The organism is Methylorubrum extorquens (assembly GCF_024169925.1).
In the GTDB taxonomy this organism is placed as follows: Bacteria; Pseudomonadota; Alphaproteobacteria; order Rhizobiales; family Beijerinckiaceae; genus Methylobacterium; species Methylobacterium extorquens_A.
Map to the genome: position 1 here is coordinate 936,718 of NZ_JALJXF010000001.1, position 14,651 is coordinate 951,368.

Here is a 14,651-nt window from a genome sequence, read left to right on the forward strand (position 1 = left end):
CGTCCCGTGTTGCTCACGCGTAACCCTCCCCCACCTGCGCCGCAGGTGGAGGAGGGTCAAGAGCCTCGATTAACGCGGTGCCGGGGGTTGTTGCCCCTCCGCCTGCTGCTGGAGCAGCGGGGTGATGCGGCGGACGGTGACGCGGCGGTTCTCGCGGTTGGCCTCCTGGGTGTTCACCTTGAGGTACTGCTCGCCGTAGCCCTGCGTGGTGAGGTTCTCCGGCGGCACTTGGAAGTTCTGCGTCAGCACCGCGGCGACCGACTGCGCCCGGCGATCGGAGAGCGAGAGGTTGTCGATGTCCGAGCCCACCGCATCGGTGTAGCCCTCGATCAGGAACACCTCCTGCGGGTTGTCCTTGATCGTCCGGTTGATCGCCTCGGCAATGGTTGAGAGGCGCTTGGCCTGATCGGGCGTGACGGTGAAGGAGCCGGTGTCGAAGGTGATCGTATTGATGTCCACCGACGGCATCCGCGCACGGAGTTGCGGGCTGTAGCGGACCTGATCGAGCGTGTAGCGTCGATCGAGCTTCTGCACCGGTGGGGCCGAGAGCGCCTCGTAGACGGCGCGGGGATCCGCCTGCTCGTAATCGACCACGTAGCGGTCGCGCGGGATGCGGATATCGGGCGGGGGCAGCTCCACCACGTCCTCGTAGATCGGCCGGGGTGCACCGCCATAGGCGTTGTTGATGATCACCACCTCGCGACCGTCGCGGTAGCGCCGGGAACGGCGCAGGAGCCGGCCGTCATCGTCCACGACGGTGATGATCTGGCCACCCGCCGGGCTGTCGACGTAGCTGTAGATTTCGCCGCCGCGCCGCTCGCTGCGATAGCCGCGGTCGCCGTAGATGGTGCGGAAGCGCTCGTTCTCGTCGTGGCGGATGAAGGTGGTGTCGCGATCGCGCACGATGATGCGACCGGGCTCCCGGTAATAGGTCCGGCCATCGACATCGTACTCGCGACGGTCCCGGCGGATCGTGTCGTAGTCGCGGCCGCGATAGTCGTCGTCGCGGAAGCCGCCGGGAACGTAGGCCGGCGTGCCGGGCACGTTGAAGCGTTCGCGACGATCGCCCCGGCGGTCATCGAAGCGGCTGTCGTCGCGGCGATCACCGTCACGGCGATCGTAGCGGTCGTCGCGCCGGTCACCGCGACGGTCGTCGTCGCGACGGTCATCGAAGCCGCGCGGATCCGGCCGACCGCCGGGCTGGCCGGGTTGGCGCAGGTCCGGCTGCGCGCCGGGCGCCGGCTGGCCGGGAACAGTCTGACCGGGCACGACAGCGCCGGGCTGAGCCGGGGCTGTGGCGTCGGGCGGCGTGCCGGGGGCTTGAACCGGGCGACCGGGAACACCGGGCTGCTGGTTCGGTGCCACCGGGCGGCCGGGGACGCCCGGCTGCTGATTCGGCGGTGTGCGACCGCCGGGCGCCTCCCGCGCACCGTCGGGCTGTGTCGCGGAAGGCGCGTTCGGCTGATCCGGACGGTTGGGCTGCTGCACATTCGGCGTCGCCGGACGGCCCGGAACACCCGGCCGCTGGTTTGGCGGGGTATTCAGCTGCGCCGGGTTCGGAGCCGATGGTGGTGTCGGCTGCTCCGGCCGGTCCGCATTGGGTGGCGTCGGAGCACTCGGAGCCCGGCGCTGGGTCGGGGCGCTGTCGGGGCGATCAGCCTCGCGACCGACAGGACGGCCCGGACGGTCCTGGCCATCACGGTCGGGCCGCTCCGGGCTCTCGCGCCGGGCCGGCGTCTCGCGTTCGGGCGCTTCGCGCCGTGCGGGTGCGTCGCGGTCCTGCGTGCGCTCGCGGGACGCGGGCGCAGCCGGCCGCTCCTCGGATCGATCAGGTCGCTGGGGCGGTGTCGCGCGCTCGGGCCGGTCCGGGCGCTCCTGACGATCAGGACGCTCTTGACGTTCTTGGCGATCAGGCCGGTCCTGGCGCTCGGGCCGCTCTTGACGCTCCTGCGCCGCCGGACGTTCGGGACGTGCCGGCCTCTCGGCAGGTTCGGGCCGCTCGCGGGCGGCGGGCGCTTGGCGCGGCTCGGGCCGCTCCGGGCGTTCGGGTCGGTCCGGCCTCTCCCTTGTAGGCTCCCTTGCTGGCGGGCCGCCGCGCTCGGCGCCGCCTCGCTCCGCCGGGCCGGGACCACCGGGTCCACCCGGTCCGCGTCCACCACCGCGTGGTCCCTCGCCGGCATCCTCGCGCTGCGCCAACTCGATCCGCCCGGCGTCGCCGAGAGACCGTGCCGCGGACAGATCGGACAGGACGAGTGCGGGCAGCATGGTGCCGGCAAGGAGCAGCGAGCGGGTCATCCGCATGAAGTCGGCCTCGTAAAACACAATCGGCGGTTCCGAACACGGTCGGGCCGAATTGGTTCCCGATCGCGCCGACGTCCGACGGCGACCGGCCGAGGCAGGCGCTTCGTGGGCGGCGCTTCGAACGACGAGGCCGGGCTTTGCACCCGACAGAGTGAATGTCAGGGAATGGGAGTCAGGGCCGGGGGTGGAAGCAGGCTCGGCACGATGACCCGAATGGCGCTACGGCTCTCGCCGGTCGAGCCGGTCTGCTCGGCGGCGTCCTTCGCGGCCGGAGCCAGGGCGCCCTCGCGGTTGGCGGCGTCGGCCGCGAGGCCCGCCGCGGTCCGGTCGGCTCGGCCGACCAGGGTCAGGCGGACCTTGGGCGCGCGCGAGAGCTTCTCCGCCGTCATCGGCGTGACGAAGATGTCGCCCTTGTGCCGCACCAACATGCTCTCGGCCTTCACGAGCGACTGTGCCCAGGTCTGGCCCTCCTGCTTGCAGGAGCAGTCGGCGGTGAAGCTCTTGCGGAACTTGAAGGCGGTCGGCAACGCCGTATAGGCGCGGCTGCCCTTGAGCGTGGCGGCGTACTTCAAGGCGTCGTCGCCGTGGGGCATCGAGTAGGCGACCGCTTCCGTGCCGGGGCAGAGCGCCTGGCACATTTCGTCGGCCCCGCCGCGACCGTCCGGCAGGTTGCCCATCGGGAAATAAGAGCCGTCGCAGGTCTTCACGCAGATCACCTGCGGACCGCCGCGGGCCGTCTGGCCGCCGCCGGGGCTCTCCTGGCCTTCGCCGGGAATCAGGCCGGTGCAGGCGCTCGACACGGCGGCGACCAACTGCCGACGGCGGGCGGCGACGACCTCGCCATCCCCACCGCCATAGGTGGCGTTGAGCGAACGGATCCGCGCTTCGACGGCACCGCATTGCGGGGGCCGCGTATCGAAGAACAGGAACTTGCCGCCCTCGCAGTTGAGGCTGCGATAGTAAGCCTCGAGACGTGCGACCTCGCTCTGGAGGGCCGACGCGGTCGAGGCGCTGGCGTTGAGGTTGGCAAGTTCCGTCCTGTAGCGCTGGCAGGCCCAGACATCCGGCGCGGCCGTAGCCGGCGAAGCTCCGGCAAGGGGAAGCGCGGCGAGCACGGCGCCGATCACGCGGCGAAACTGCGGTCCGATCATCGGCATGTGCGGATGCTGGGAATCTCGAGCAGGAGGTCGCGGGGGGAGGTCACGTGAGGATGCCGGGCCGCACGAAGCGGCACAAGCGATCACCGACATGTGTTAGAGCCCCTCGCCCTTTCGGGACAGAGACACCATGTCTTTGAGGCCAAGCTTTGAGGGGATTGCGTGGATGATGTGGCTCACGGGCACCAATGGGAGCGGCCGGCCGGTAGCAGCCTGCCTCGTCGCGGGCGTCGCAGCCCTCGTTGCCTCTTTCGCAGCATCCGCCCCGGCGCAGGCACAGGAGCCCGACCGGATCTTCGACAAGTCGACGGTCTGGCGGCCGCTGACACCCAACGACAAGCTCGTGGTCTACGGCATCGACGATCCGGCCGTGGCCGGCATCGCCTGCTGGTACACCCAACCCGAGAAGGGCGGCATCAAAGGGACGTTCGGGATGGCGGAAGATGTCTCGGACATCTCGCTCGCCTGCCGGCAGGTTGGCCCGGTCCAGTTCAAGGACAAGGTGAAACAGGGCGAGGTGGTGTTCAGCGAGCGCCGCTCGCTGATCTTCAAATCGATGCAGATCGTGCGGGGCTGTGACCTCAAACGCAACACCCTGATCTACATGGTCTATTCCGACAAGGTGGTTCAGGGCTCGCCCAAGAACTCCACTTCCGCCGTGCCGCTCGCTCCGTGGGGAACCGAGCCGCCGCCGAAATGCGCGGAGTTCGTGAAGTAGGGCGTCCGCCGAATCAATCCTGGCAGGTGATGCGCACCGGGCGCGGGGTGCTCTTCACCGGAGCGGCGTCGCCGATGGCACCGGTGTACTCGTCCTGCGCGGCGACACCGTAATCGGCCGCGCTGGCAAAGCCCTGCGACTCGCACCACGCGTTGGCAACGACCTGCCCGCACTCGCTCGGGCCGCCGCTGAGGCACTCGCCGACGCCGTAGCCGTCTTCGGCCGGAAGCAGGAACGTCTTCTCGACATGCTTGGGCGCAGGCTCACTGCCGGCGATGGCCGGGAGGGCGGCGGTGGCGAGGACGAAGAGGGCGGCGACCGTGCGGCGCATGGTGAAAACCTTGTGAACGGGTTCGTTCGAGTGCGGAGTGTTCGGACGGCGCGGTAAACAAATCCTTGCCGGTCCGCTTACGGTCGGTTGAGGGAGGGCAGATCCGCCGCCCCGCTCGAATTCATCACGGTTTTGCGGTAGCCCAACCCTGGCGCGGCGACCGTCGCGGCAGTGCAACAGCGGCGGCCGGCAGCTCCGGCGACACTGTGGCAGCGGTGCCGTTCGCTGCCATGGGACGGCCGGCGGAAGATGCTGGGCCGCAACGACAAACGACGAGGGCGGCACAGGCCGCAGGGGAGGCCGGGCGAGCCCGGCAGGAACGCAGTCGATGACGCCGATGTTGCGCCTCTACAACACGCTGACCCGCGAGAAGGCGGCCTTCGTTCCGATCGATCCGGCGAACGTGCGGATGTATGCCTGCGGGCCGACGGTCTACGACGCGGCGCATATCGGCAACGCGCGGCCGATCATCGTCTTCGACCTGCTGTTCCGGCTGCTGCGCCTCCTCTACGGGCCGGGCCACGTCACCTATGCCCGCAACGTCACGGACGTGGACGACAAGATCAACGCCCGCGCGCTGGAGCGCGGCATCACCATCCGCGAACTCACCGACGGAACGCTGGCGCAGTTCCATAAGGATGTCCGCGACCTCGGCGTGCTGATGGCCGACGACGTGAACCGCGCGGGCGAGCCGGCGCGCTTCATCGAGCCGCGGGCGACCGACCACATCGCCGAGATGCACCGGCTGATCGAGGGGCTGGTCGCAGCCGGCCACGCCTACGTAGCGGAAGGGCACGTCCTGTTCGACGTACCTTCCATGCCCGATTACGGCGCGCTCTCGAAGCGCCCGCTCGACGAGATGGAATCGGGCGCCCGCGTCGAGGTCGCGCCCTACAAGCGCTCGCCGCTCGACTTCGTGCTGTGGAAACCCTCGAAACCGGGCGAACCGGCCTGGCCCTCACCCTGCGGGATCGACGCGGCGGGCCGGCCCGGCTGGCACATCGAGTGCTCGGCCATGTCGTGGAAGCATCTGGGCGAAACCTTTGACATCCATGCCGGCGGCCTCGACCTGATCTTCCCTCACCACGAGAACGAGGTGGCGCAGTCGCGCTGCTGCTTCGGCACCGACGTGATGGCCAATGTCTGGCTCCACAACGGCTTCCTGCAGGTCGAGGGAGAGAAGATGTCGAAATCGCTCGGCAACTTCATCACCATCCGCCAGGTGCTGCAGGATTGGCCGGGCGAGGTCGTCCGCCTCAACATGCTCAAGACCCACTACCGCCAGCCGATCGACTGGACCCTGCGCGGCCTCGAGGAATCGAGCCGGATGCTGGACCGCTGGTACGAGGCGGCTGGCGAGGCAGCCCCCGACGCGGCGCCGCCCGAAGGCGTGATCGAGGCGCTTTGCGATGACCTGAACACGCCCGCGGCCCTCGGCGAACTGCATCGCCTTGCCGGCACCAGCCCCTCGGCGCTCAGGGCCGGCGCGGGATCGATGGGCTTCCTGACCGTGACCCAGGCGCAGCGCGAAGCGGAGCGGGTCGGCGCGGCCGGCATCGACGTCGCGCGGGTCGAGGTGCTGATCGCCGAGCGCAAGGCGGCCCGCACCGCGAAGGACTGGGCCGCCTCCGACCGGGTGCGCGACGCGCTCACCGCCATGGGCGTGAGCGTGAAGGACAACAAGGACGGCACCACCACCTGGACGGTAGCGGGCTGAGGGGCCGCCCGACCCTCGGGGATGGCCTCGCGGCGCGCACATCGCGTAGGCTCGGCGACCTGCTTCCGCGTTGATCGCACGGAAGCGAATCAGCCCTTCAGCCGCTGCAACCAACCGCCGCGATGGGCGTAGGAACGCCCGCTCAGGCGGCGCAACGCTTCGGTCGTCGGCACGATGGGGTGCTCGGCATAGACCTGCGCGATCTCGGCAGCCGTATTGGGCAGCCGCGAGAACTCCTCGACGATCGCGTCGTAGTTCGTCTTGAGCGTGCGCGAGGATGGATCGAGTCCCGTCACGATCACGAGGCCGGTGGGCGCGGCGTCCACGAGCATCACGTCGAGATCCGGCCGGTAGCGCTTCAGGATCGGCACGATCTTCCAGACGTCGCCGGTCCACCAGTCCGCGAACGGAGTGCCGCGCCCGCGGATGCCGGCCTGCATCGGGTCACGGTCGGCCATCGGCTCGGCCACCGGCAGGCAGTCGTGCATCACGATGATTGAATCCCGCCGGCAGATTGCTTCCGTGTTGAAGAAATCCCGCAGCAGGAATTCGAACAGGTGCATGCCGTCGAGAAAGGCGAGATCGATCGGGCCGCCGACGTGGCGGCGCAGGCTCAGGTTGGCGAAGAACACATCGCTCATCACCTGAAACAGCGAGACCCGGGCTTTGTTGGCCGCGATGTTGGTCTTGAGCTGGAACTCGGGATCGACGGCGATGCCGTGACGGCAGGCGATGCCCGAGAAGATGTCGCCGAAGGCAACGCCGACTTCCAGGTAGCGCTGGACGGCGGCATTGCGCGAGAGGCGGGCCAGCACCGTCCCGTAATGCTCGCCCTGGTGCTCGCCGGCGATGGTCTGTCCGGGCTCGATCGTGGCTGTCATCAGAAGCGCTTCTCGATCAGTTCGTCCGCCAGCGGCGCCGGCTCGACCCGGGCCAGAACCTCCCGCAGCGTTTCCACGACAAGGTCGGGATCCTCGCCGACGAGGTAGTTCAGGTCGAGTCCCTCACGGATGAAGCCGTGGGCGCGCATGTGGTCGATCAGTGTGATCAGCGGATCCCAAAAGCCGTTCACCGAGAGCAGCAGGATCGGCTTGCGGTGCTGGCCGAGCTGGGCCCAGGTGAGCTGTTCGACCAGTTCCTCCAGCGTGCCGATGCCGCCGGGCAGGGCGACGAAGGCGTCGGCGCGGTCGAACATCAGCCGCTTGCGAGTGTGCATGTCAGAGACGACGATCGTCTCTTGCACCGCGTCGAGCATGCGCTCGCGCGACTTCAGGAAGTCCGGGATGATGCCGGTGACGTGGCCGCCCGCGTCGAGCGTCGCACTCGCGACGGTGCCCATGAGGCCGACATTGCCGCCGCCATAGACGAGCTTGATCCCCTCATGGGCCAACGCGGTGCCGAGCCGCCGGGCGGCGTCGGCGAAGGCCGGATCGCCGCCGAAGCCGGATCCGCAATAGACGCAGACGGAGGTAAGATGCGCCATCACGCGTCTCCCCGGCCGCGACGGCGGGATAGAGCCGTGCCTTTATCCAAGCGACAGAATGCTGAGTTTGCCGAGGAAACGACGGCACGGCCGTGTTCGAGCTTTGGTGTTCTTCTCATGTTCGTTAATATGTCACCGGATTTAGACGGGTTGTCGACAATCGGCGGCACATCGTGCGCACCCGCGGCGGCCCGAAGCGTACAGGAGTAGGCGGCCATGACGGCTGAGGTACGGCGAAGCATCGTCCTCGCGGCTGCGGGCCTGCTCGGCGGCTTCGCCATGGTGGTCGCGTTGTTCGGGACCGGAGAGCTTCTCAAGCGCAACGCGGCGGTCAATCCTTCTGCCGAAACACCGGCCACGCCGGACAAGCCTTCGGCCGAAACGGAGACCGGCGACCGCGCGGGCCAGGCGCCCTCATCGGATTCCCCTCATGCCGCCCTCGGAGCCCTCTCGCAAGAGGGGATCGGGCAGGAAGAACCGAGTGCGGCCAATACACGGCCGCGCGCGGATGACGGTACGCCGACCTTCGACATCGTGCGCGTCGAGCCCGACGGAGCGAGCGTGATCGCCGGGCGCGCGGCACCGAACAGCCGTGTCGAATTAATGCGTGACGGAAAACCCTTCGCCACCGCTCAGGCCGACGCCGCCGGGCAATTCGCCCTGACGCCGCCGGACTTGCCGCCGGGCTCGAGCGAAATCGCCCTGCGCGCCAGCGGCCCCGACGGAAAGCCGCTGCCGGGGCGTGAGAGCGTGACCGTCGTCGTAGCCGAGACGCGCAACACCAAGCCGCTGATCGCCCTCACGGCCCCGGACGCGCCGACGCGGGTTCTGTCCCAACCCGACGCGCCGGAGGCTTCGGGCAAGCCGCCGGCCACCGTGGCCGCCGAAACGCCCGACCGGGCCGCGCCTGAGCCGAGAGCAGCCGACGGATCGCGGGGGGCCGGCAAGACGGCTGCAACGAGCCGGCAGGCAACCACGCAGAGTCGTGGGGCCGACGCACCGGCAGGCAAGGCGGCATCCGGGGCAGGTGCCCTCCGCATCGTCAGCGTCGATGCGCAGGAGGGCGGGCGCCTGCACGTCACCGGTCAGACGACGGCGTGGAGCAGCCTGCGCCTCTACCTCAACGACACCATGGTCGCCTCGGGACAATCCGGAGCCGACGGGCGAGTGGCGTTCACGATCGGGCGCGGGGTGAAGCCCGGTGCCTACCGCATCCGTGTCGATTCCGTCGATTCGGGGGGCGGAACGGTCAAGGCCCGCGCCGAGGTCGCCTTCGCCTATCCCGACAACGTGCCGTCGACACGCTACGCCGACAACAGCCCGGCCGAGAAAAAGGCATCTACAGCGGCGGGCAAGTCTGCTCCGACGGCAGAGCCTGCGCCGAACACCCAGACGGCACCCGGCCGGGCGCGATCGGCATCCCAGACGCCCGCGACCGCGACGGATCAGCCGGTGGCGGGTGGCCCGGCGCAGCCTGCGCCGAAGCTTAAAGCCGGGGAAATGGGGACCGCACCGAGCCCCACGGCCCCCCCATCCAGGGCAAGCGGCGCGGCTGGGTCCGAGCCGGAGCGTCCGGCAGCGGCCGGCACCCCGTCGCTGGCCGCATCGACGCCGGCGCCCGCAGCGGATGGCAGAGCCCTCGCGCTCTCGCCGCCCCGTCCGGATGGGACCGGGGCGGGCGCCGTGTTCGTGCCGGAGGTGGCCACCGCCCGGATCACGCGCGGCGACAGCCTGTGGCAAATCAGCCGGCGCACCTATGGCCGTGGCAACCGCTACACCGTGATCTACGACGCCAACCAGGATCAGATCCGCGACCCGAACCGTATCTATCCGGGCCAGATGTTCGTTCTGCCGAAGAACGAGTCCCCGACGAGCACGCCGTCCGCCCGAAGCGGATCGGACCGCCGAACCTGACGAAACGGGCGGGAGGTCAGCGCGCGCGCAGGATGCGCGATCCGGTGCGAGCGCCTATATGCGCCTCGCGACGGCCGCCTCGCGCCGAAAGATCTCTTCGAACCTCATTATGGCAAATGCACCCGTGCCGGCGGGGGAGGGCGCGTCCGCGCCCCTCGATCGCCCTGGCCTGCTGACGACCTATCGCCGGCTCTGGCCCTATCTCTGGCCTCACGGCCGCGTCGATCTTCAGCGCCGGGTCTTCCTCGCCTTCGGCCTCCTGTTCGTCGCCAAGGCCGCGACGATGGTGATGCCCTTCACCTTCAAATGGGCCACCGACGCCCTGGTCGCGGCCATCGGCTCCAGGGACGGCGCCGGGGAGGCCGCCGCTGCGGTGCCGGCTGGGCTCCTTTCGGCGCCCTTCCTCCTGATCGCCCTTTACGGCCTGTCGCGGATCGCCATGGCGGGGCTGACGCAGGTCCGCGACGGGCTGTTCGCCAAGGTCGCGATGCACGCCGTGCGCAAGCTCGCCCTCCAGACCTTCGAGCACATGCACCGCCTATCCCTGCGCTTCCACTTGGAGCGCAAAACCGGCGGCCTCACCCGCGTGCTGGAACGCGGCCGCTCCGGCATCGAGGAATTGTCGCGCCTGATGGTGCTGACGCTGGTGCCGACCATCGTCGAACTGGTCCTCGTGATGGTCATCCTCGCCTACGAGTTCGACTGGCTCTACTCGGTGGTCGTGGCGACGATGATCGCCAGCTATCTCGGCTTCACATGGAAGGCGACCGAGTGGCGGATCGGCATCCGCCGCCGGATGAACAACTCGGATACCGAGGCCAACACCAAGGCGGTCGATTCGCTGCTGAACTTCGAGACGGTGAAGTATTTCGGCGCCGAGCGGCGCGAGACCGAACGCTACGATGCGTCGATGGAGCGTTACGAGAAGGCGTCGACGCAAACCTACGTCTCGCTCGCCGTGCTCAATGCCGGACAGGCGGTCATCTTCACGCTCGGCATGACGGCGGTGATGCTCCTGGCCGCCCGCGATATCATGGCGGGCAACACCACCATCGGCGGTTTCGTGCTCGTCAACACGATGCTGGTGCAGCTCTCGATGCCCCTGAACTTCATGGGCATGATCTACCGGGAGATCAAACAGGCGCTGATCGACATCGACGACATGTTCCTGATCCTCCACCGCAACCCGGAGATCGCCGACCGCGCGGGCGCGGCCCCGCTCAAGGTGGAAGCCGGCACGGTGCGCTTCGAGGACGTGCGCTTTGCCTACATCCCCGAGCGGCCGATCCTGCGCGGCGTCTCGTTCGAGGTGCCGGCCGGCAAGACCGTGGCCATCGTCGGCCCCTCGGGGGCGGGCAAATCCACGCTGTCGCGCCTGCTCTTCCGCTTCTATGAGCCGGGAGCCGGCCGCATCACCATCGACGGCCAGGACATCACCGCCGTCCGCCAGGACAGCTTGCGCGCTGCGATCGGCATGGTCCCGCAGGACACGGTGCTGTTCAACGACACGATCGGCTACAACATCCGGTACGGGCGCTGGGACGCGACCGAGGCCGAGGTGCGCGAGGCCGCCCGCCTCGCCCAGATCGACCGTTTCATCGAGAGCCTGCCGGAGGGCTACGACACGCCGGTGGGCGAGCGCGGGCTCAAGCTCTCGGGCGGCGAGAAGCAGCGCGTGGCGATCGCCCGCACCATCCTGAAGGGGCCGCCGATCCTTGTGCTCGACGAGGCCACCTCGGCGCTCGATTCGTTCACCGAGCGTGAGATCCAGACCGCCCTCGACCGGGTCAGCCAGGGCCGCACCACGCTGGTGATCGCCCACCGACTCTCGACCGTCATCAACGCCGACGAGATCCTCGTGCTCGATCAGGGTCGCGTCGTCGAGCGGGGCGATCACACGAGCCTGCTCGCGCGCAGCGGCGTCTACGCCGCTTTGTGGAACCGCCAACGCCAGGCGGATGCCGCCCGCGAGGCGCTCAAGCGCGCCGAGGACGAACGTCTCCTTCTGGAAGAGACGCGGCGCTCGGAGCCGGTCGCCTGACGGTCGGTCACGACACACCCGCTGCGCCGCCGCACCCAAGCGGGCGGACGATCGGTCATCGGGCGTTTTGTGAAGACTTCAGGCGGGCCGATCCAGACTGTCCTTCACCTCGCGGAAAGCGTGTTTTGTGTGAGCCAGAGCATCGTCCCGAAAGGTGGCCTCCGGCTTTCGGAAAAGATGATGCAAAAACAATAGGCTAGAGCATTCAACCGCAACGAGGCCTCCCGATTCGCTCAGTCGACCACAGGCACCCGGATCCGCTGCGAGCGGGACCGGGCGAAAGCGCCGAAATCGAGCGCTTGCGGACGCAGTTGCGTATCCAGGCCGCGATCATCGGCGCGCAGCGGGCGGCCCTGGCGCAGGCCGAGGCACCGTTCGAACCGGCCCTACGGGTCGCCGGCATGGGATTGTGGACCTGCAGCCTGCCGGATGAGCGGCTGACTTGGAGCAACGGCGTCTACGATCTGTTCGGCCTGCCCCGCGGGGTTCCGGTCGGGCGGCCCGACACGCTCGCCCTCTATAGCGAAGCGTCGCGGCGCCGGCTGACGGCGCTGCGCGACCGGGCGATCGCGGGGGCAGGCGGGTTCAGCCTCGACGCGGAACTCGTACCGCCCGGTGGTGGGCATCGCTGGATCCGCATCACCGCCACGGTCGAAACGCGGAACGGCCGGCCCATGCGGCTCTATGGACTGAAGCAGGACGTCACGGAGGAGCGCCGCCGGCTCGAAGAGCTGCGTCTTCAGGCAGAGACCGACGCGCTGACGGGACTTGCCAACCGCGCCTGTTTCGACGCCCGCCTGCGTGAGCCTGTGAGTGCTTTGCTCCTGATCGATCTCGACGGCTTCAAGGCGATCAACGACACCCACTGACATCCGGCCGGGGACCACTGCCTTCGCGAAGCCGCCCGGCGAATCAGCCTCACCTGCCAGCGCGCCGAACTCGTGGCACGCATCGGCGGAGACGAGTTCGCCGTGATTCTCGACGCCGACGCGACCGAGGCGGCGACCTGCGCCGAACGGCTCGTCGCGGCCCTCAATCGTCCGTTCGATCAAGGGGGACGGCGCTACCCGCTCGGCGCCTCCGTCGGTGCGGCCCTGTGCCGAGGCGTACCGGACCCGATCGCACTGGCGGACACCGCCCTCTACGCCACCAAGGCGGCGGGACGGCGCACCTACCGCCTGTTCGACGCGGGCGGCCTTGCCGCGGCCTCATGGGTCGAGCCCTCGCCAAGGGGCGGTTGACGGATGCCGAGGCCCCTGCCATCCGGCAACGAAGCGCCCCGCGCAGAAAAGCTACAAGAGACCATGACCGACCTCATCGAGACGATCCGCCGGACGCTCGTGCCGATCCACAAGGAGGGCTACCCCTTCATCCTGATCGGCATCGTGCTCACCGTGGTGCTCGGCTACTTCTCGCAGTTCTTCGGCTGGATCTTCCTGATCCTGACGCTCTGGGTCTGCTACTTCTTCCGTGATCCCGAGCGGGTGGTGCCGGTCGGCGACGGCCTCATCGTCTCTCCCGCCGACGGGCGGGTGAACCTGATCTCGACCGTGCTGCCGCCCGCCGAACTCGACCTTTCGCACGAGCCGATGCTGCGGATCTCGGTGTTCATGAACGTGTTCGACTGCCACGTGAACCGCGTGCCGGTCTCCGGCAAGATCGGGCAGATCCACTACACGCCGGGCCTGTTCCTCAACGCCGAACTCGACAAGGCGAGTGAGGACAACGAGCGCAACGGCCTCGTCATGGAGACGAGCCATCGCGGCCAGCCGGTGCGGATCGGCGTGGTGCAGATCGCCGGCCTCGTGGCCCGACGCATCGTCGGCTTCGTCTCGGCCGGCGAGTCCAAACAGGTCGGCGAGCGCTTCGGCCTCATCCGGTTCGGCTCGCGGGTCGATGTCTACCTGCCGCTCGGCACCCGTGTGCTCGTCGGCCTCGGCCAGAAGGCGGTGGCCGGCGAGACCGTGCTGGCCGATCTCGGCGGCGGCTCGGAGCGGGCCTTCCGCCGCATCTGATCTCTGTGCAGAAGAGCGACATGGCGAGAAGCGACGAGCCGAAAGACACGTCGAGAGACGAGTCGAGGGACGACATGGACGATCTGTTCCCGCCCTTTGCGCCGGACGCGAACGATCGGCCGCGCCGGTTCCGGCCGGTGCCGTTTCGGATGATCGCGCCGAACATGATCACCCTGCTCGCGCTCTGCCTCGGGCTGACCGCGATTCGGCTCGCCTTCGAGGGCCGGTTCGAGCCGGCGGTGATCGCGGTTATCGTCGCCGCCGTCCTCGACGGGATCGACGGGCGCGTGGCGCGCCTGCTCAAGGGCACGTCGCGCTTCGGCGCCGAACTCGATTCGCTCGCCGACTTCGTCAATTTCGGCTGTGCCCCGGCACTGATCCTCTACAGCTTCACCCTGCACAATCTGAAGTCCGTCGGCTGGATCGTGGCGCTCGTCTTCGCCATCGCCATGTGCCTGCGGCTCGCGCGCTTCAACGCGATGCTCGACGATCCCAACCGCCCCGAGTGGAAGAAAGACTACTTCGTCGGCATGCCGGCGCCGGCCGGTGCGATCACGGGTATGCTGCCGCTCTACCTGCACTTCCTCGGCCTCGACTTCAGTGCCTGGGGTCGGCCGGTCATCCTCGTCTACGTGCTCGCCATCGCGCTCCTCGTCGTCTCCACCGTGCCGACCTTCTCGGGCAAGACCTGGGGCAAGCGCGTGCCGCGCGACCTCGTGGTGCCGATCTTCCTCGTGGTCGTGGTCGTCTTCGGCCTCGTCATCAGCTTCCCGTTCGAGGCGATGGCGGCGGTGAGCTTGGCCTATCTCACGGGCCTTCCCTTCGGCGCCGCGCAGTACCGCAAGCGCCTGAAGCAGGAAGCCTCGCGCACGACCGCCTCCGCGACGGTGGAACATCCGGCGGCGCCGGGGGCGTAACGCTCCGCCCCTGCGAAGATCCCTCCACTGACCGGGATCCGGCCCCGAGCCCCATCC

11 protein-coding genes and 1 pseudogene are annotated in these 14,651 nt (G+C 68.8%); 7 read left to right on the forward strand and 5 right to left on the reverse strand.

The features are described 5' to 3' along the window. Positions 1 to 69 precede the first annotated feature (69 nt). Positions 70 to 2,301, reverse strand: a complete 2,232-nt coding sequence (locus tag J2W78_RS04500; protein ID WP_253368375.1) for an OmpA family protein — start codon at positions 2,299 to 2,301, stop codon at positions 70 to 72. 158 nt (positions 2,302 to 2,459) lie between these two features. Beyond that, on the reverse strand, positions 2,460 to 3,458 hold the full coding sequence (locus J2W78_RS04505; RefSeq protein WP_253368377.1) for a DUF2865 domain-containing protein: 999 nt from the start codon (positions 3,456 to 3,458) through the stop codon (positions 2,460 to 2,462). Positions 3,459 to 3,624: 166 nt separating this feature from the next. Between J2W78_RS04505 and J2W78_RS04510 the strand changes: the two genes are divergently transcribed. Further along, positions 3,625 to 4,176 (forward strand): CreA family protein, encoded by a 552-nt coding sequence (locus tag J2W78_RS04510; protein WP_253368379.1) that lies wholly within the window; start codon positions 3,625 to 3,627, stop codon positions 4,174 to 4,176. Positions 4,177 to 4,189: 13 nt separating this feature from the next. Here the strand turns inward: J2W78_RS04510 and J2W78_RS04515 are convergent, their stop codons facing one another. Beyond that, positions 4,190 to 4,507 carry a hypothetical protein gene (locus J2W78_RS04515; protein ID WP_253368382.1) on the reverse strand — a complete coding sequence of 106 codons (318 nt, stop codon included), beginning with the start codon at positions 4,505 to 4,507 and terminating at the stop codon, positions 4,190 to 4,192. A gap of 328 nt (positions 4,508 to 4,835) precedes the next feature. Between J2W78_RS04515 and cysS the strand changes: the two genes are divergently transcribed. Then, positions 4,836 to 6,224 (forward strand): cysteine--tRNA ligase, encoded by a 1,389-nt coding sequence (gene cysS, locus J2W78_RS04520; RefSeq protein WP_253368384.1) that lies wholly within the window; start codon positions 4,836 to 4,838, stop codon positions 6,222 to 6,224. A gap of 89 nt (positions 6,225 to 6,313) precedes the next feature. Here the strand turns inward: cysS and J2W78_RS04525 are convergent, their stop codons facing one another. Both J2W78_RS04525 and J2W78_RS04530 read right to left on the reverse strand, forming a co-directional pair. Further along, on the reverse strand, positions 6,314 to 7,105 hold the full coding sequence (locus J2W78_RS04525; RefSeq protein ID WP_253368386.1) for a class I SAM-dependent methyltransferase: 792 nt from the start codon (positions 7,103 to 7,105) through the stop codon (positions 6,314 to 6,316). After that, positions 7,105 to 7,707 carry a TIGR00730 family Rossman fold protein gene (locus J2W78_RS04530; protein WP_253368388.1) on the reverse strand — a complete coding sequence of 201 codons (603 nt, stop codon included), beginning with the start codon at positions 7,705 to 7,707 and terminating at the stop codon, positions 7,105 to 7,107. Before J2W78_RS04530 ends, J2W78_RS04525 begins: the two co-directional genes overlap by 1 nt. 216 nt (positions 7,708 to 7,923) lie before the next feature. Between J2W78_RS04530 and J2W78_RS04535 the strand changes: the two genes are divergently transcribed. The 5 genes and pseudogenes from J2W78_RS04535 to J2W78_RS04555 all read left to right on the forward strand — a co-directional run bounded on the left by J2W78_RS04535 (position 7,924) and on the right by J2W78_RS04555 (position 14,594). Next, entirely contained in the window at positions 7,924 to 9,621 is a 1,698-nt protein-coding gene (locus J2W78_RS04535) for a LysM peptidoglycan-binding domain-containing protein (protein WP_253368390.1), read from the forward strand. 109 nt (positions 9,622 to 9,730) lie between these two features. Continuing rightward, on the forward strand, positions 9,731 to 11,662 hold the full coding sequence (locus tag J2W78_RS04540; protein WP_253368392.1) for an ABCB family ABC transporter ATP-binding protein/permease: 1,932 nt from the start codon (positions 9,731 to 9,733) through the stop codon (positions 11,660 to 11,662). 401 nt (positions 11,663 to 12,063) lie between these two features. Beyond that, a pseudogene (locus J2W78_RS04545) lies at positions 12,064 to 12,903 on the forward strand (diguanylate cyclase domain-containing protein). Between the two features lie 63 nt (positions 12,904 to 12,966). Next, a complete protein-coding gene (locus tag J2W78_RS04550; RefSeq protein ID WP_253368394.1) occupies positions 12,967 to 13,677 on the forward strand; it encodes a phosphatidylserine decarboxylase in 711 nt (236 codons plus the stop codon). A 74-nt stretch (positions 13,678 to 13,751) separates the two neighbouring features. Then, a complete protein-coding gene (locus tag J2W78_RS04555) occupies positions 13,752 to 14,594 on the forward strand; it encodes a CDP-alcohol phosphatidyltransferase family protein (protein ID WP_253368396.1) in 843 nt (280 codons plus the stop codon). Positions 14,595 to 14,651 lie beyond the last annotated feature (57 nt).